The organism is Vibrio nigripulchritudo (assembly GCF_027924785.1).
GTDB lineage: Bacteria > Pseudomonadota > Gammaproteobacteria > Enterobacterales > Vibrionaceae > Vibrio > Vibrio nigripulchritudo.
Window position 1 is genome coordinate 697,381 of record NZ_AP027050.1, and the last position, 17,208, is coordinate 714,588.

At 44.6% G+C, this 17,208-nt stretch carries 14 protein-coding genes; 13 read left to right on the forward strand and 1 reads right to left on the reverse strand.

The window, feature by feature from the left end:
- The first annotated feature begins 293 nt into the window (after positions 1-293).
- Entirely contained in the window at positions 294-2,873 is a 2,580-nt protein-coding gene (locus tag QMG91_RS21505; RefSeq protein WP_281832077.1) for a polysaccharide lyase family 8 super-sandwich domain-containing protein, read from the forward strand.
- 137 nt (positions 2,874-3,010) lie between these two features.
- Here the strand turns inward: QMG91_RS21505 and QMG91_RS21510 are convergent, their stop codons facing one another.
- Positions 3,011-5,635, reverse strand: a complete 2,625-nt coding sequence (locus QMG91_RS21510; protein WP_281832078.1) for a beta-N-acetylhexosaminidase — start codon at positions 5,633-5,635, stop codon at positions 3,011-3,013.
- Positions 5,636-6,231: 596 nt separating this feature from the next.
- On the opposite strand from QMG91_RS21510, the gene QMG91_RS21515 reads away from it, so the two are divergent.
- The 12 genes from QMG91_RS21515 (at position 6,232) to tadF (ending at position 17,207) form a co-directional block, all read left to right on the forward strand.
- Positions 6,232-7,683: a chitinase gene (locus QMG91_RS21515; protein WP_004409250.1), complete on the forward strand. Its 1,452-nt coding sequence runs from the start codon at positions 6,232-6,234 to the stop codon at positions 7,681-7,683.
- Between the two features lie 491 nt (positions 7,684-8,174).
- On the forward strand, positions 8,175-8,378 hold the full coding sequence (locus QMG91_RS21520; protein ID WP_281832079.1) for a Flp family type IVb pilin: 204 nt from the start codon (positions 8,175-8,177) through the stop codon (positions 8,376-8,378).
- Positions 8,379-8,485: 107 nt separating this feature from the next.
- Positions 8,486-9,271: a Flp pilus assembly protein CpaB gene (gene cpaB, locus QMG91_RS21525; protein ID WP_281832080.1), complete on the forward strand. Its 786-nt coding sequence runs from the start codon at positions 8,486-8,488 to the stop codon at positions 9,269-9,271.
- Positions 9,272-9,283: 12 nt separating this feature from the next.
- Complete coding sequence (locus QMG91_RS21530; RefSeq protein ID WP_281832081.1) at positions 9,284-10,612, forward strand: type II and III secretion system protein family protein; 1,329 nt, start codon at positions 9,284-9,286, stop codon at positions 10,610-10,612.
- The gene (locus tag QMG91_RS21535; RefSeq protein WP_281832083.1) at positions 10,609-11,127 is read left to right on the forward strand and encodes a hypothetical protein; all 519 of its coding nucleotides are present in this window, start codon (positions 10,609-10,611) and stop codon (positions 11,125-11,127) included. The genes QMG91_RS21530 and QMG91_RS21535 overlap by 4 nt, the downstream gene beginning before the upstream one ends.
- The gene (locus tag QMG91_RS21540) at positions 11,127-12,359 is read left to right on the forward strand and encodes an AAA family ATPase (RefSeq protein WP_281832084.1); all 1,233 of its coding nucleotides are present in this window, start codon (positions 11,127-11,129) and stop codon (positions 12,357-12,359) included. The genes QMG91_RS21535 and QMG91_RS21540 overlap by 1 nt, the downstream gene beginning before the upstream one ends.
- Positions 12,359-13,642, forward strand: a complete 1,284-nt coding sequence (locus QMG91_RS21545) for a CpaF family protein (RefSeq protein WP_281832695.1) — start codon at positions 12,359-12,361, stop codon at positions 13,640-13,642. Before QMG91_RS21540 ends, QMG91_RS21545 begins: the two co-directional genes overlap by 1 nt.
- Complete coding sequence (locus tag QMG91_RS21550; protein ID WP_281832085.1) at positions 13,639-14,559, forward strand: type II secretion system F family protein; 921 nt, start codon at positions 13,639-13,641, stop codon at positions 14,557-14,559. The genes QMG91_RS21545 and QMG91_RS21550 overlap by 4 nt, the downstream gene beginning before the upstream one ends.
- Complete coding sequence (locus QMG91_RS21555) at positions 14,556-15,443, forward strand: type II secretion system F family protein (protein ID WP_409351284.1); 888 nt, start codon at positions 14,556-14,558, stop codon at positions 15,441-15,443. Before QMG91_RS21550 ends, QMG91_RS21555 begins: the two co-directional genes overlap by 4 nt.
- The gene (locus QMG91_RS21560) at positions 15,436-16,203 is read left to right on the forward strand and encodes a tetratricopeptide repeat protein (protein WP_281832088.1); all 768 of its coding nucleotides are present in this window, start codon (positions 15,436-15,438) and stop codon (positions 16,201-16,203) included. Before QMG91_RS21555 ends, QMG91_RS21560 begins: the two co-directional genes overlap by 8 nt.
- Positions 16,190-16,684, forward strand: a complete 495-nt coding sequence (locus tag QMG91_RS21565) for a TadE/TadG family type IV pilus assembly protein (protein ID WP_281832090.1) — start codon at positions 16,190-16,192, stop codon at positions 16,682-16,684. The genes QMG91_RS21560 and QMG91_RS21565 overlap by 14 nt, the downstream gene beginning before the upstream one ends.
- A complete protein-coding gene (gene tadF, locus QMG91_RS21570) occupies positions 16,659-17,207 on the forward strand; it encodes a tight adherence pilus pseudopilin TadF (RefSeq protein WP_281832092.1) in 549 nt (182 codons plus the stop codon). The genes QMG91_RS21565 and tadF overlap by 26 nt, the downstream gene beginning before the upstream one ends.
- The last annotated feature ends 1 nt before the right edge of the window (position 17,208 follow it).

The window sequence follows — 17,208 nt, forward strand, 5'->3', positions numbered from 1 at the left end:
CGGCTGGCGCTTTCTTCCCTCTTTTTCATAGATTTACCCCTCATTTTTCCATCTCACTCCTGAGACGTATTGCATCACAAAAAACACATCAATCAAGATCGAAATTCCATTCTTTATATTTTGAAATGGTGTTTCTATATTTTGTTTGGTAGGGTTCAAATGACTCCTGATATTTGTATTAACAGGAGAAAATACCAATAACTTATAAAAAGTTAACTTCTCGCGCTGGAACTAAGGGGCTTAGAGCCGCTGCTTGTTCCAGAACCAATGTACCCTACAAATAAGGAAGCATTATGATAAATACACTCGCCTCCAAGTACATTAAGACCGCCTTAATCGCACCAGTTTTACTGGCAAGTCAGCTGGCTTTTGCCGATGACATTTCAACATTAAAACAACGTATTGCCCCCAATTATGCGAATCAGGAAGCTTCGTCTGCTCAAAGCAAAGGGCAAAGCCTGGCAGATTTGGTGAGCCAGCACATTGCCAGCCAGAACGCCGATGGCAGCTGGCCCGACATTGCCTACGATAAGATGGCAACTGAGGAAAAACCGATTCGGGATCACCTTGATCGTTTAAAAGTTCTGGCGGCTGGCGTTAAACTGAATTTGAATCCCGGTGCCTACGACGCCGTTGTGAATGGTCTTAACCACTGGTATTCCATTAACCCGGTGAACGATAACTGGTGGTGGAACGATATTGGCAGGCAGCTTCGTCTTGGACCTATTGCCATGATGTTGGGTGATAGATTGCCTTCCAGTCTGGCCACACAAATAGCAGGGGATATGCCATCCAGCCCGAGTAAAACCGGCGCCAACCGTACCGACCTTTCCAAAGGCGTTATCTGGGGCGGATTGTTGAATAAAGATACAGCCCAAGTAGGAAGAGGGCTTGATGGCATTGAAGAAACCATCGTGATCACCAGTGATGAAGGTATTCAGGCTGACTTCTCATTCCAGCAACATGGTCCGCAGCTTTATACTCGTGGTTATGGTGAGGTCTTCTTTAAGGCAGCCTCTTTCTGGGCGTATCAGGTTCGGGATTTATCCTGGAAATTTAGCCCTCAAAGTGTAGATGTACTGACAGATTACTTCTTAGAAGGCGTTCGCTGGTCAAACAGCAAAGGTACACTGGATTATAATGCCAGTGGGCGTGGTATCAGCCGAAAAATGACTCTGAATCCAGCCGTTTTGACCAGTCAGTCTGATTACATTGCAGGGCTTAGCCCACAGCGTGCTAGCGAAGCAAACGCGTTTAAACAGCATGTTAATGGTGGTCCTTCTGGGCTTAATGGTTTTAAATCATTCTGGCGTTCAGACTACGCGACAAAAGTGGGTCCTGAGCACTTCATTGGTATCAAGATGAACTCCGCCCGTATTGAGCCGACAGAAGCGGGCAACGGTGAGAACCTGCTGGGTTACTGGCTTGGTTTTGGTAGCACAATGATCATGCAAACGGGCGATGAATACCATAACCTGTTTCCTGTGTGGGACTGGACGTTAGTGCCGGGGGTAACTGCACCACATATTGCGCCTAAACCTGCGGACTGGGGACAGATCGAGCAACAAACGACCTTTGTTGGTGGTGTATCCAATGGCAAGTATGGTGTTGCCGTGATGGATATGAACGTCAAGAACACTCAGGCGAAAAAAGCGTGGTTTAGCTTTAACGACGAACTTGTTGCTCTTGGTGCGGGCATTTCATCCACACATGAAAAATACGTAAGTACGACGATTAACCAGACTCGCCTGAGAGGACCTGTCACGGTGGATGGCAATGTTTATCCTAAGGGAAGCCGAGAGCTGGTGGAAGCTGGCTGGGTTCATCACGATAACATTGGCTATGTTTTCCCAGATCGTTGGTACGGTCACATGGATAATGAAACCAAGTCAGGTAACTGGCATACCATCAATACTGGGCAGGAAAACAAAGTGATCACCGATGATGTGTTTATGCTTCGCATGGGTCACAGTTGGCAGCCCACCAATGCGACTTACCAGTACATCATCGCGCCAAACAAAACGGCATCTCAGACTCAGCAATATGCTGCTAACCTTCCAGTAACCGTGCTTAGCAATACGGATAAGCTACAGGCGGTTCGTCATGCCGGGTTAGGTATCACGGGAATTGTGTTCCATCAGGCGGGAACGATTGATCTCACCAGTGGTGCAACGGTTACTGTGAATAAACCGAGTGTGGTTTTGGTGGATGAGTCGGCTTCAACAGAGCAGATAACGCTGTCGACTCCGGGAGTCGGAACAGGTGTCGAAATTACATACAATAAAGGTGGTCAAAGTAAGAATACGACGGTTTACACCTTTGGAAACCCAAACCAACTTGGAAAGGGTGTGATGGTAGACTTTAATGCCCCTGTGGTTGTTCGACCGGTTACTGTCCCAGTGCTTGCCGATGCCTTTGTTCGCGATGGTATGTATCAGGACAAAAGCTACGGTAACAATAGCTATCTTGTTGTCAAAAAAGACGGGTTAAACTATAGCCGTAAAACGGCGTTGAAATTTGATCTGACAGCGCAGGATGTGACAGCTTCTACCCGAACGGTTTTACGTCTTAACATCAAAAGTGTGAACACGGATTCCAGTCGGACTATCACTGTTTCTAAGCTGAATAACGGTAACTGGCAGGAAAATGGCGTTACCTGGGCGACGCTACCAGCAGTTTCGACGTTTGGGGCAGGGATAACGATTCAGCCTTCCGATGCGGGTAAATGGGTTGAAGTGGATGTGTCTGACCTGATACACAAAGGTGTCGTCAGTCTGGTGTTAGAGAACCGAGGCACCGCAAGTGGCAAATCTGATGTCGGCTTTTCCAGCAAAGAGAGCGGGCAGGGGGCGCAACTGGTTTTAACGCCTTAGTACTTATCGTTCTCCAACGTCAAAATGATGAAAACAAGGCTCCCTCAGGGGAGCCTTTTTAGTTTTGAGAGCGACCCATATAAAGAAAGCCCCTCAGCTTTCACTGAGGGGCTTAATCATTGAGCTGTTATGCTCGATTATTTCACATCGATAGAGCGACCAACACGTCCGTTAGCAGCAACAGTACGTACTTTAACGCCAACTGAAGCGGCAGGTTGATTTGCTGCATCGTAGTTCTGCCATGTTGTGCCGTCAGTTGAGTACTGAATCGTCACACCAGGGAATGCAGAGTTAGCAACCAGTTTGCCACCTTCGATTTTCGCACCTGGAACAGGTAGACGGTAGTAAACGCCAGCCTGGTCAAGTTTCGCGAACTCTTTGTAACCTAGGGTGTTAGCAAACACTTCCCACTCTGCGTCACGAGTTGCTGTGTCAACGTGAGAAGTACCTACGTAGCCATCAACGTTAGTTTTGAACGTAATCGTTGAATCGTAATCTAGCTCCCAAGAAGCCTTAGACCATGCACGCTCAGCCATTGCAAGCAGACGTGGGAACGCCATGAAGTCTTGCTGGCGAGCTGTACGGATGGTCTCAGACCATAGGTGACCCTGAATACCTTTGAAATTCTTGTTCAGTGCAACGCCATCCGCCGCAGCGTAGGTCATTGGTGCACCCATACGGTCAGTCAGAGTTTCAGAGTTTGCTGGCAAGTTTTCAGGCATGAAACCAAATACTTCACGAGTATCGGTTTCACGAGAACCCCAGTAGTATCCTGGCTCCGCTGGATCAACTTCGTAAGGGAAGTCGAAGTAAGTTGTATCTGGTGCAGAAACCACCACTTCGTAACCTGTGTTAGCGATGGTGTGTGTTTCGTTTGCGCCGCCCCAGAACAGTGTGCTCCAAGCGTAAGCAGAAGTCTTATCACCCGCTAGTGTGTATGGGTTGATGTATTCGCCGTGTTTCAGACCATCGTTCCATGCAGCAAGAGTCAGGCTGTATTTCTCTAGGATCCAGCTGATGCGCTGAATGAAGTAAGGACCTAAGTCTTCAACATTGTTGATGCCATTCCACTCAACAGCAAACATTTGCTGACAGATTGGAGACTCAACCCACGCACCTGCTGTTTCATCAGCACCGATGTGGTAGTCAGTCAGAGGTTGTCCAGCATTGTTGTGCTGAGCAACAATCTCACCAATTACTTTGTCCATGAACTTGAAGCTAGACTCCATACATGGGTTGATGGTGTTGTTGGTGTAGTTCTGAACAGAGAAGTACTTAGTTGTGTCGTTTGGATCCGTTAACAGGAACTCTTCCGCTTTCGCCAAGTCACCTTGAGCTGCGTATGTCTTGTAACGTGCTTCCATTGCAACAACCGCTGCTTTGGAGTGACCAGGCATGTCCATCGAAGGAATAACCTGAATGTTACGCGCGTTAGCGTAAGCTAGAATTTCCGCGTAATCAGCAACCGAGTAGTACTGCTTTTCAGCCGCAGCATCTGGACCAGAACCTAGTTGAGGCAGAAGACAAGTTGTTTCATCCAGGTCGTGACAACGCTTAGCACCGACACCCGTTAGCTCTGGAAGACCAGGAATTTCAAGACGCCAGCCTTCATCATCCGCTAGGTGGAAGTGGAATTTGTTCATCTTGTAAGCAGCCATCTGATCAAGGAACTTAAGTACTTGTTCCTTAGTCTGGAAGTTACGAGAAACGTCCATGTGCATGCCACGGTAATCGAAACGTGGTGCATCGTAATCAACGGTTACTTTTGGAAGCTCGCTGCTGCCGACAGTAACCAGAGAGGCAAGTGACTGAAGACCGTTGAATACACCTTCGTTGTCGCGACCAACAACAGTTACGCCAGTAGCGTCAACTTTTAGAGTGTAAGCGCCTTTAACTTCACGACCAACAAATGCCTGATGTCCTGCATTGCTGATGGCTTTCACTTCAACGCCTGCATTTGTTGCAACACCAAGTTGAGCCAGACGAGCGTTAACCGCTTCTACCTGATCTGCACGAAGTGCATTGTTTATTGGTTTGATGTTAAGACCTGCAGCAATGTCGATTGTACCAGTCTGGATAGTTAGCTCTACCGGAGTAGGAACGATTTGCGCAGAAACTGCTGCCTGACCAAGGTCTGCAACGTCAGAGTTTTTCTCGAAACGAGAGCCTGCTGTCGCGACGTTTGTTTTGTCGTCAGCAGTACGACGCCACTGATCGGTATCAGCTGGGTCGTTGCTAATTGGCGTTAGGAAACCAGACAGGTCTTCAAAACCTGTGTCTGCTTCTTTCACCGCAGTGTTTTTAATTAATTCGCCTTTCAGACCATCAGCAGAAATATAGTAGTTAGGCATGAAGTCGCTATTTACGATCTGCCAGTATTCTGCATCGTATTCTACAGTGACGGACTCGCCAGGTTGCAAGCCGTTAAATTTCGCAGTTGGCGATACACGGTGTAAGTCACCGTCAATGTGAGTGATAGTAAATAAATCACCACGAGTATCAAGAACACGGTGAATGCTTGGGAAATATAGATCCCAATCTTTATTTACCGCTTTATCACTTGTGTTAGTAATTGTAATTTCAGCTCGGTAGCAAAGTCCCCAAGGACACTCTGCTTTTGAGTCAGTAGGTTGGTTTACAACCAGAGAAGTGGATACGTTTAATGAATCAGCAGTGGCTTTAAGATCTTGTTGTGTCTGAGCGTGAACGCCAGAACTAGCAAGGGCTAGAGCCATAGTCAAAGCAGTTACTTTAAATTTCAAAACTCAATCCTTTATGTTTTTATACGCGTTAAAGCTATGTCAGGTTACGACTTGATTCTGCCACCAGAATCTACCTGATAGTATTGATGAACCTGTCAATTCAAGCTCATTTCTCCTTCCTATTTAGTTAAATTATCAGGAGCTTTTCAATCGATTAATTCGCGTTGCGAAATAAAATTTTTAAAAATATGCCATACAGCAAATAAAGGAATGAAACTTGTAACTGATATTAATAACATTAGGTTATTAAATTGATTTAAAACAATTTTTCCATTTTAATGATTTTAATGTCACTAATATTTATCTTTCATTAAATATTCATATTACAGAAAGTTTTTATATTGAATTATTAAAGATTTATAGGGGTTTTAATTCCGTAAAAATAAAATCAACAGAAAACGTTAAAATACAAAAATCGGTAATGTTTCTGGGAAAAAATACGGACTCAGAGTCACAGTTCAGCATGTTGATTTTTATGCAATAAAGTTCATTTAATGAATTAGCTCGCAAACTATAAAAACACTTCATTCCTATGACATCGAATTCATCGCTAGCCTCTACGCTTATTTTCGGATTATTTGATAGAAGGAAATACGATGAAACGTCTAATTGGATCGCTAACGCTAGCGTTATCCGTTTCTACAGCAGTGATGGCAGCAACGGCTGCTCCGACGCCTTGGGAGCCAGGTAAAACAGTGGTAAATAATGGCGATGTGGTTCTGTTCAATGGGCTGTGCTACGAAGCGCAAAATAGCCCGGGAGCGTGGGATTCTCCGGGAACCAGTACCTGGTTTTGGGCTGAAGTTCCGTGTGATGGAACAACGCCACCAAAGCCGCCGGTAGACCCAGTTGATCCACCGAAACCTGATCCAGGTGGTAAAACAGTGATTCGTGACGGCAATGGCGGATACCTAATGCCACGATCAGAACTGGCGGCTCGTGAAACAGCATTGACCAGCACGCCACTGTTTGATCTTGTCCGCGCTGATATTCAGACTCTGGACAATGCATCTGTAGAAGCTGTACTGCCTTTACGTTCTGCAAACCCAGTTAACGTACAGCGAGTGGAGTCTATCGTAGATGAAGCAATGTGGGACTTCCTGTTCCCAATTCGAAACGAAAAATACACTTACGTTAACTTCCTGAAAGGCATAGCTAAATTCCCTGCATTCTGCCGAACTTATACCGATGGCAGAAATTCTGACGAAATCTGTAAACGTTCGCTTGCAACAATGTTTGCGCACTTTGTTCAGGAAACTGGGGCACACGCTCCGGGTTGGGATGGTGCGAAAGGTAACCCTGAATGGCGTCAAGGCTTGTACTTCCTGCGTGAGCGTTACAAGTCGGAAGATGTTTACAACGGCACATACAATGCCTGTACTGGCTGGCAAGGTGAACGTTGGCCATGTGCACCCCAGAAGAGTTACTTTGGTCGTGGTGCAAAACAGTTAAGTTGGAACTACAACTACGGTCCGTTCTCGGAAGCAATGTTCGGCGATAAATCTGTCTTGCTGAACGATCCGGCATTGGTTGCTGATACCTGGTTAAACTTGGCTTCCGCCGTATTTTTCTACGTTTACCCTCAACCACCTAAGCCAAGCATGCTTCACGTGATTGATGGCACCTGGCAGCCTAACGCAGCAGATAAAGCACAAGGCATTGAACATGGCTTCGGTTCTACAATCCAGATCATTAATGGTGCATACGAATGTGGTAAGGGCACGACAACACCTCAGGCCGCGAACCGCATTAAGTACTACAAGCAAATCACAGCAACGCTTGGTTTAGACATTACTGGTGAAAAACTGGATTGTGCCGACATGAAAGCGTTCAACACCGATGGTGCTGGCGCCATGATGATTTACTGGGACAAAGAGTGGGGCTGGGATGCAAACACTCCTGATAACCACAGCTTTGAGTGTAAGTTAGTCGGCTACCAAACCGCGTACAGCGCATGGTTCCAGGGTGACTATGAAAACTGTGTTGAAAAACACTTTAACGTAAGAGCGACTGATGCGAATGGACAAGTGATTCCAGACGGTCAGTAATTTAATGAAGCTAAACCAAGGGAGTTTTTCCAATATAGAAGAACTTCCTTGGTTATTATTTATTCAAAGAATTTTTGGCTCTAAACAAATTCCCTTTAATGTTTAAATTTATCATTTGATTTCTGAAGGAATCTAATGGTTGCTTTAAATTAAAGCTTACATACTCTTGTTCTTATTCGTTAATTTTATTTTTCAAATGTTAAAAATATAAATTATAGCCTCCGCGTCCTTCCCTTATTAAACTCTGAAATAAAGATCGTCAATATTTTGTCAAATGTGCGTTAATAATTATGTAAGTGCTGGTTTTATTTTAAATATATGATTTTTATTGTTTTATTTGTTTTTCTCGTCCCAATGTAAGCATGTTTTTTAAGTTCTTACATTTAAAATTGTGAGATGCGTTGAATAAATCCTCAGCGTCAATAAAATGAACTTCAAGTAATCAATTCATCAATAATCTTATTGATGCTCATTTAAAAGGGTATAAGAATATGCTGACTAAATTATTTGTTAACGCTCAACTTGCATTTGAAAACTTTAAAAAAGACGAGCGTGGTGTAACTGCGATTGAATATGCAATTATTGCTGTTGCTATTACGGGTGTTGTATTCGCTGTATTTAGGAATGGTGCACTAGAGCAAGCTCTAACTGGTGCATTTACTACGATTAAAACTAAACTTGGCACAATCAAGTAATGTTCTTGGGCGCTTGTTTCTTAAGCGCCTAGTTATTTCATCTATATTATGTCATTTCTACGTATTGTCTGCGTAATCGCACATTGTATTAGCCAGAGGTGAGAGTCTTGAAATCTAAACTGATCATTGTGTGCTCGATAGTAGCAATACTTATCGGTTTGTATGGTGTAGCAGGTAGTCTCACAAATCAGGAAAACGATTCAGGTGACGCCAAGTTAGAAAAAGAGAGCCAACTGAAAGTCTGGCGAGTGTCTGAGAATGTATCAAAAGGGACATTTGTTCGCAGAGAGATGCTTGAAGTTCATGTGTTGCCAGAATCTGAGGCGCACAGCTACGCGGTTACCGAGGACGTTAAACTCACTCTAAATCAAGGCACGGTATTCCGCACAGATTTGAAGCAAGGGGATCTTGTTTTTAACGATAAGCTTATTCAGCCCGAAGACGATGGTTACGTGCATTACATCATCGCACCAAACCGTGTTCCGTATGCTGTTGAAGTCCCTTCATCAAATGTCGTTGGTGGGTTAGTTGAAAATGGCAGCCTTGTCGATGTTGTTGCATTGTCACTTCAAGATTCAGAAATTGCTGACAGCAATCTGCGTCGTACTATGTCGATAACCCCTGTCCTTATTGGTGTAAAAGCAATTCAAGTTAGACAGCCTTTGAAACTTGAAGAAGAGGATACACCAGAGATTGCTAATGTCAGCGTTATTCTTGAGCTTACCCGTAAACAGGTTGCCAAGCTTACCGTAGCAAAACGTATATCAGAACTCGAAGTTCATAAATCCATTGGTCAATACACCCCAGAAGATCTACAGGCTGATGCGGGTGACGTACTTGCCGATTTTCGCTCAATTACAGAATTCCGTGCTGGCGAATCTGCCATAAAATAAGGGAAATTTTCCATGCTTGTAATGTTTAAGCGCTGCTCGCTTATACTTTTGGTCTTATTTGCCTCTTTTCCGAGTCAGGCTGCCAGAATATGGAACCTAGCCGAAGGTGAGGCGAGAAGCCTTTCTACAGAAACCGAAATCAGCTCTGTCTTTATTTCGAACCCCAAAGTGGCGGATTACCAGGTTATCGATAAGCACAAAGTGGTGGTGTTTGGTAAATCGCTGGGCTCCAGTTCACTGCTTGTGTTTGATGAAGCAGGCAAAACTATCGCCAGCCGAAATCTGGTTGTGAACAAAAGCCTTGTTCATATTCAACAGCAAGTTCAGCTCAAATACCCACATGCAGAAGTCACTATTTACAACCTTGGAGAACAGGTTGTATTGAGCGGTGTTGTGGCAACAGAACAAGAAAAAGACGAAATCAACATTCTTGTTGGCGAGCTTATGGGAAAAAAATCTCAGGACTACCAAATCGAGTGGGACTTAGGTGAGAACAAGTATGAAATGGAATTTATGAAACGTCGTCACTTTGAGGGCATCGTAAATCACATAGAAGTCGCGTCCACCAAGCAAGTCAACGTGAAGCTGTCCATTGCTGAAGTCTCTCACTCATTTCTGGAAAAGTTTGGTGTCGAATATGGTTCGGCGGGTCAGACTGCCGGAACCTTCGTAGACTTAGTCACCAATTTTAGCGCTCAAGATATTGTTTCCGTTATCAGTGCCAGCGGTGATGACACAGTAGGGCAAATCCTTGCAGAGCCAAATCTATCTGTGATTTCAGGTGAAAGTGCTAGCTTCCTCGTGGGTGGGGAATTACCGATGGTAATTTATCGCGACGACATCACTGAGATCCGATTCAAGGAATTTGGTATTCGACTGGAGCTGATGGCCAAGGTTTTGCGTGATGAGAAAATAAAATTATCGCTGATGCCAGAAGTCAGCTCTCTGGACACTCAATTTGCTAATGAGAAATACAATCTACCGGCGCTTAAAACCCGTCGTGCGAGAACGACGGTGGAACTGGGGGATGGTCAGAGCTTCGTTCTTGGTGGGCTATTGAGTACAGAAGACGTGGAGTCATTAAGAAAAGTTCCTTATATCGGTGACATTCCTATTCTGGGTTCTCTGTTTAGAAAGTCAGATACCAAACGAAACAAAACTGAACTGATCATCGTTGCGACAGTGAACCTTGTGAAACCAATTCACCCATCTCAGGTACAGCTTCCAACTATGAAGAAATCCAGCACCTTGTCACGCTTTTTTGCTCTCGACAGCAAGTATCAAAAGGCAAGTGAGAAGTGGGCAAATGAAATTTTAGCGACCGGAGGGTTTAAGCAATGATCAGATTTGGATTAATGGTATCTGTCCTTGTATTCCTGAGTGGCTGCGTTTATCAGGCATCCGAACGCGATGGTACGAGTGTACATGTTGTGCCTGTGACTTACTCCATTGCGCTGAACATCGAAAAGAACAAGCGTTCAGGTGCTCAAAAGAAACTGGATGAGTTTATAAAAGAGCACTGGGGTGTGATTGTGAACCAGTCAATAGAGCTAAACTGGCGCACACGTGAAGGTAAAAAGTGGGCAAAAAAAACCAAAGCTTATCTGCAACAGCATGGTGTATCTCCAGAACAAATTGAAATCATCCAGACAGATGCAGGTTTTGGTGAACGCTTCGATTTTGAATTGAAGACGGTTGTATTTAAAGCGCAGGTTGAAACCTGTCAATACGAACAGGTGGGTTCTTACAGCAGCTCACCTTCAGGTTGTTTCTCGGAAAACGCTCGCTGGCAGTCGATGGAAAACCCCGAAAAAATGTTGTTAAGCAAACCTGCTAAGTCGATTGAGGGACAGTAATGTTTGATTTAGTCGACCTGCTTAAAACAGATAATTCTCAAGCCGAGCATGAAGAAAAGATCACATCAGTTCTTTTTCATCAAACAGAAGAGTGCCGGAGCTTAGTAGAAGAAGCGTATCGTTTTGAAGGTATTACGGCTCCTGCGGTATTAGAAAACACAGACGCAGATATCCGAAAGCACATCCGTGAATCGACCATAGAGATCGTTATAGTTGAGCTTAATATCAGTGATAACGTGACTGAGGATATGCGCCAGATCAGTCATCTGTTACCTAACCACGCTTCTGTAATAGTTGTTGGCAGTGAAGACGCCATATCGACGATTCGTAACCTTAAAGACATGGGCTTTTACTATTTGTTTTGGCCGGTCACTAAGCCGGAACTTATAGATTTTGTTCGAAACGTTAACGATAACAGACAACGCAACAGTGGTCTGGGAAAAAGCCGAAATGCAAAAAAGGTCGCCGTTGTAGGTGGAAAAGGTGGAGTTGGCACGTCGCTGCTTTCGGTCGAAATGGCTCACGAGCTAACCAGCAAAAAAGACAGTAATTGTGTGTTGGTTGATCACAGCTTTTTAGGAGGAAATCTCGACATATTACTGGGAATGAAGCGTTTCAAAAAACGTTCAATTTCACTCGGGGCACTAAGCGCCAATTTAGATGCGTCTTACGCCCAAAGCATGACTACTACGGTCAATCCCATGCTCAGCCTGCTTTCGGTCGATTCTGAAGAACTCAATGAAACTCAATTGAAAGAATACACGCGCACACTTTCAAGCCAGCTGTCTGATCAAAACAATTTCATCATTGAAGATTTGTCACGTTCTTCCTTCCACAAGGTAGACCTTGATTATATGGCAAAGGAGTGTGACATCGTGGTGCTGGTTATTGAGCCTACGGTTTCGTGCTTGAGAGCTATGGCATCGCTAATGGTGAAAATGGAAGGGCTTAACTCCACAGCTCGGTTTATCACAGTGTTGAATTTCACTATGCCAGAGAAAGCCGCAACAGTGAGCAGACAAGAAGTCGTGAAATTTCTCAAGCAACCAATCGACGTAGAATGTCCTTACGAACCCAAACTCGGTGAAATAATTCTGGACGGAAAGCGTCTCAGCGAAAGCAAACTGCATATCAGCGAAAGTATACATAAGTTGACGTCTCTGATGTTAGGCGAATCCGTCCACGCCAAACCTCGTGGACTATTAAAAAAATTGTTTAAGAAATCACGATGATCGACCAGTCTAAATCCATTTACATCACTATTCGTGAGCAGATTTTTGAAGCTTTGGAGGCAGAAGCGGTCTCCAGCCTTACCAAAGAACAGCTCGCCAAGCAGCTTTCTAACGCTGTGGATGTGCTTATAGAGAGGCAAAATCTTTCTGTAGCGACCATTGTTCGGGAAGAGTTTGTAAAGAGCTTAGTAGACGAATTGCATGGCTTAGGACCGTTGCAATCATTAATGGACGACGAGTCAGTCAGCGACATCATGATCAACGGGCACAGAGACGTGTTTGTTGAACGTGGGGGCATGGTCGAAAAATCACCTGTCACTTTTATTGATGAAACACAGCTGCTGAATATAGCCAAACGCATCGCATCGCGTGTTGGGCGTAGGGTTGATGACTCTCAACCAACTTGTGATGCTCGCCTGGCTGATGGAAGCCGTGTAAACATTGTCATTCCTCCTATTGCCATCGATGGTACGTCGATTTCTATCCGTAAATTTAAGAAGCAGAGTATTGGTCTGGAGCAGTTGTGCGGATTTGGTGCCATGAGCCCGGAAATGGCCAAGTTATTGATGATCGCTTCTCGGTGTCGTCTTAATATTCTGATTTCCGGTGGTACGGGCTCTGGTAAAACAACCATGCTCAATGCCCTGTCTCAGTTCGCGTCTGAAAAGGAACGTATTGTTACCATAGAGGATGCGGCAGAGTTAAAAATGATGCAGCCACATGTCGTTCGCCTGGAAACACGAAAAGCAGGTATTGAGGGTACGGGAGAAATCGATCAGCGAGATCTGGTGATCAACTCCCTACGTATGCGACCAGACCGAATCATTGTGGGTGAGTGTCGTGGCGGTGAAGCGTTTGAAATGCTTCAGGCGATGAACACTGGTCATGATGGGTCAATGTCGACTCTTCACGCCAATACACCAAGAGATGCACTGGCTCGTGTTGAAGCCATGGTGATGATGGCGACCAACAATCTTCCTCTTGAAGCGATACGACGTACCATAGTCAGTGCAGTGGATCTGGTAATCCAGATTAGCAGGTTGCATGACGGAAGCCGTAAAGTCATGAGTATTTCAGAAGTGGTGGGTCTGGAAGGCAGTAGTGTCGTGCTGGAAGAAATTTTCCGGTTCCAGGCGACAGGCGAACATTCAGATGACGGAAAAATCAAAGGAAACTTCATCACAGCAGGTTTGATGCAACGCTCAGTGTTGGTTGAAAAATCCCGTTTCTTTGGACTTGAAAACCAACTGAATGAAGCCTTTCAGATAGGACAGCCACTATGATGTATTGGCTTGCTTTATTACTCGGTGGTCTTGCGATTGTTCTACTTAATTCTAAGAAAAAGTCGAAATCTAACCCCTATCTGGAAGAGCTGAATCAAACGATTCTTGTGTCTTCTATGGACGCGGATAAACAAGCGGTAAACCTGAATTCATTAACTGAAGAAACTTTGGCTGAAAAGCTGCGTCGTTATGGTCGTACAACCCGTCGTCAACTTGGTGTAATGCCAGAAATTAAAGCTTTGGCTTTTATTGTGGTGTTGATGTTGGCAGGGTTTTACATAGATCAAAACTTTGTGCGTGGAAATCAGTGGGCGGTCATCGCACTTACCGAAGTTGTAGGTATTGCCCTTGGTTTGAACTGGCTGCAAAAGCGAGAGAGAACTCAATTTGAAGATTCGTTTCCCGATGCTCTAAACATGCTAGCCAGTGCCGTGAGTGCGGGTGAAAGTATCATGCATGCCATTTCTTTTGTGGGAAAGAATCTGGAAGGTGAAGTCGGTCGAGAATTTAAAGTTATGGGGGAGCGCCTCCAGTTAGGTGAGTCCCCGGACTCGGTATTTGCGAAGTCCTGTAACCGATTCCCGTATCCATCGTTTTACTTCTTTGTGATTACTTTGCGTGCCAACATGCAACGAGGTGGTCAGCTTAAAGACATTATCATGAGGCTAAACCGTCTGATGTTCGATGCCCGCGCGATTGAGAAGAAAAAGTACGCGTTAACGTCAGAAGCCCGTACCTCTGCCAAGATAGTTGCCGCAATTCCTTTCATCTTTATCCTGATGCTCAAATACATGAACCCAGAAAACTATGAGTTCGTGATGTTCGAACCGGATGGCAGACCTATCCTGTATTACGTCTTAATCAGTGAATTCATCGGTATTGCGGTTGTGTGGTGGCTGATGAAGGGGGTGAAATAATGCTGGATAATCAACTCAAGATCTTTGTGTTTCTGGCGTTGGTTGTGTTTGGCTTGGCGTTTACTGGGTATGCCATCTATAGCCAGCTTAACAAGTCAAACCGAATAAAAAACTTCACCACAAATGAGCAGTCAGAGGGTGGTAGAAAAGCCTTTTTCTTAGCAATGCTGGACAGAGTTGAATCTCTGTTTTCAAAAAGTGACAGCGACATAGCGGCTCGTTTCTATGCAGCAGGTTTTTACCACTTTAAATACGCCAATCTCTATATACCTGCCAAGTTTACCTTACTTATTGGTGGAGGCGTCGCTCTATACCTTTTTTCAAGTAAAGCAGGATGGGATGAAACTTCAGCATTTGTCACTGTTGCGGTTTGGGTGGTTGTTTGTCTGATTGCTCCTGATGCTTATTTGAATACGAGAGTTAAAGCTTTGCAGGGCAAATTATCTGGGCAGCTACCTTATCTGCTCGATTTACTGGCGGTTTGTGTTCAAACCGGTATGACAATCGAAGCCGCCATGACTTATCTGTCTAAGGAGATGTCGGGTTTTGATAAAGATCTCGCACAGCTTCTTAAAAATACTAATGATCGCTCGCGAATTGTTGGTTTGGATAAAGCATTAGATGAGCTTTACGACCAAGTGCCAACGAACGAAATGCGAAGCTTCACCATGACTTTGAAGCAAAGCTTACATTATGGCACCTCTATTTACGGAGTTCTGACCACTCTGGCTGCAGATATCCGCGATGTCACTATGCTATCGATGGAAGAAAAAATCGGTAAGCTCGCGGCGAAGATGTCTGTCCCTTTAATTTTGTTCATTATGATGCCAGTTGTGATTCTGATTGCAGCACCTGGTGTAATGAGGATGATGGCAAATGCTTAATAAAAAACAGTTAATTAGAACACTTATTGTTCTGTCTACTTTCGCACTGGTAGCCTGTACCAGTACGCCTCCGGAAGAGAAACCATTAGAAGAAGAAGTACTTCTCGAACGCTCCGGAAATCATGAAAAACTGGTGGAGTTCTATAAGGCTAAGTTGACAGAGAAAGAAGACCGAGTAACCCGTATGAAGCTGGCTCAAGCCTATCTGGATTCTGGGGACGCTGAGTCAGCTTTGTTTTTTATTTCCCTCCTCAATATGGGGGCGGTCGAGCAGCCAGGTTCCTTGCTGGTAGAAGCGAAAGCCCTCTATGAACTGGGCGAATTCGAAAAAGCAAAGAAACAAGCTCTGAGAGCGTATGAGCGTAATCCCAATAATGCCGAGCTGGAGAACTTGTTGGGTATGATTCATGCGTCTACTTCTGAGTTTTCTCAGGCAAGACATTACTTTACTCAAGCTCGCACACATCTTTACGATGACATTAAAATCAAAAACAATCTGGCTGTACTGAACATCATTGAAGGTCACCCGAAAAAAGCAGTACAGCTACTGCTACCCATTTATCTCAAAGGCAAAGCAGATGAACAGATAGAAGCTAACCTCACTCTGGCGATGGCTAAGGTAGGCAATATCAGTTACATCAAGGACATGTCCAAAGGCGAAATTTCTGACCAGGAACTTTATGAGCGCTATCTGGCGCTAAGAAACAGTAAGGCGGCTGGGGAATTTAAATCAGGTTCGGAAAGCAATGAATCAGAGTAGAAAACGCATAAGGGGTGTGGCATCTATCGAGTTTGCTTTGGGGTTTATGGGGTTCTGGCTGATGTGCATGCTGTGGGTGGAGATGAGCTACATGTCATTTGTATCTGCAGTGACGGACATTACCGTATCTCAGGCTGCGCGTGAATCTAAGAAAAGTCAGGATGGTTACGACAAAGTTTTCCAAAAAGTCGTTAATGACAGTGGCTCTGTTTGGGGCAATATGATTGATCCTAAAAAACTGAAGCTTTCTGTTCATTATCTGAAATCCGTGAGAGAGCTTGAGAACTTAACTGACCCGTGCCAGATACCTAAAAACACCAACCTGGCTACCTGTGGTAATGAATCTAACAGTGCCATCGCCGTCTACCGAATGGATTACGATTTTTCACCAATCTTTACTTTTTTGATGGACAACAACTCGCTGTTTCGCCGGGAAGTCATCGTTATTCAGGAATATGAGCGTGACAAGTTTAAGATCTAATCAAGTAGGTAATTTCACTGTCGAATTTGCCATCGTAGGGGCATTTGTGGCGCTGTTACTTGTATTCAGTGGTGACGTCATTATTAAAATTTCAACGCACGGAAAACTAGACCGTTTGTCGTATTCGCTGGTTAATGTGCTCAAGGAACGAACCCAGCTATATGACAACGACTATCGAATAACACAGGATGAGGCGAACGCCATTATTGCCATTGGTCGCAATTCTCTGAATAGGACCATTGGTGGATTTAATGCCAATCGGTTTGGAGCACGTGTTGAAGAACTGACATTCAGAAGTATCGGCAATCCGAACCCGCTTCGCACATTTCACATTGGCGGTCGTCGATGTCAGGTTTCACAAACACTGGACAATATGAGGGATTTGTCGGTGGTGACATCGTGGGAAAGACAAGCCACGCTTTATCGAATTACCTTATGTTATGAAACCGATAACTGGTTTGGCTCCCTTATTGGTGAGCAATTTACCACTGTATCTTCATCATCAGTGATGCTGGGTCGCTGAG

What these genes read in the sequence shown, in the direction of transcription:
- QMG91_RS21565 (WP_281832090.1), top strand. Translation starts at nt 16,190, where the DNA reads ATGAATCAGAGTAGAAAACGCATAAGGGGTGTGGCATCTATCGAGTTT.
- QMG91_RS21530 (WP_281832081.1), top strand. Translation starts at nt 9,284, where the DNA reads ATGCTTGTAATGTTTAAGCGCTGCTCGCTTATACTTTTGGTCTTATTT.
- QMG91_RS21520 (WP_281832079.1), top strand. Translation starts at nt 8,175, where the DNA reads ATGCTGACTAAATTATTTGTTAACGCTCAACTTGCATTTGAAAACTTT.
- QMG91_RS21515 (WP_004409250.1), top strand. Translation starts at nt 6,232, where the DNA reads ATGAAACGTCTAATTGGATCGCTAACGCTAGCGTTATCCGTTTCTACA.
- QMG91_RS21505 (WP_281832077.1), top strand. Translation starts at nt 294, where the DNA reads ATGATAAATACACTCGCCTCCAAGTACATTAAGACCGCCTTAATCGCA.
- tadF (WP_281832092.1), top strand. Translation starts at nt 16,659, where the DNA reads ATGAGCGTGACAAGTTTAAGATCTAATCAAGTAGGTAATTTCACTGTC.
- QMG91_RS21540 (WP_281832084.1), top strand. Translation starts at nt 11,127, where the DNA reads ATGTTTGATTTAGTCGACCTGCTTAAAACAGATAATTCTCAAGCCGAG.
- QMG91_RS21550 (WP_281832085.1), top strand. Translation starts at nt 13,639, where the DNA reads ATGATGTATTGGCTTGCTTTATTACTCGGTGGTCTTGCGATTGTTCTA.
- QMG91_RS21560 (WP_281832088.1), top strand. Translation starts at nt 15,436, where the DNA reads ATGCTTAATAAAAAACAGTTAATTAGAACACTTATTGTTCTGTCTACT.
- QMG91_RS21535 (WP_281832083.1), top strand. Translation starts at nt 10,609, where the DNA reads ATGATCAGATTTGGATTAATGGTATCTGTCCTTGTATTCCTGAGTGGC.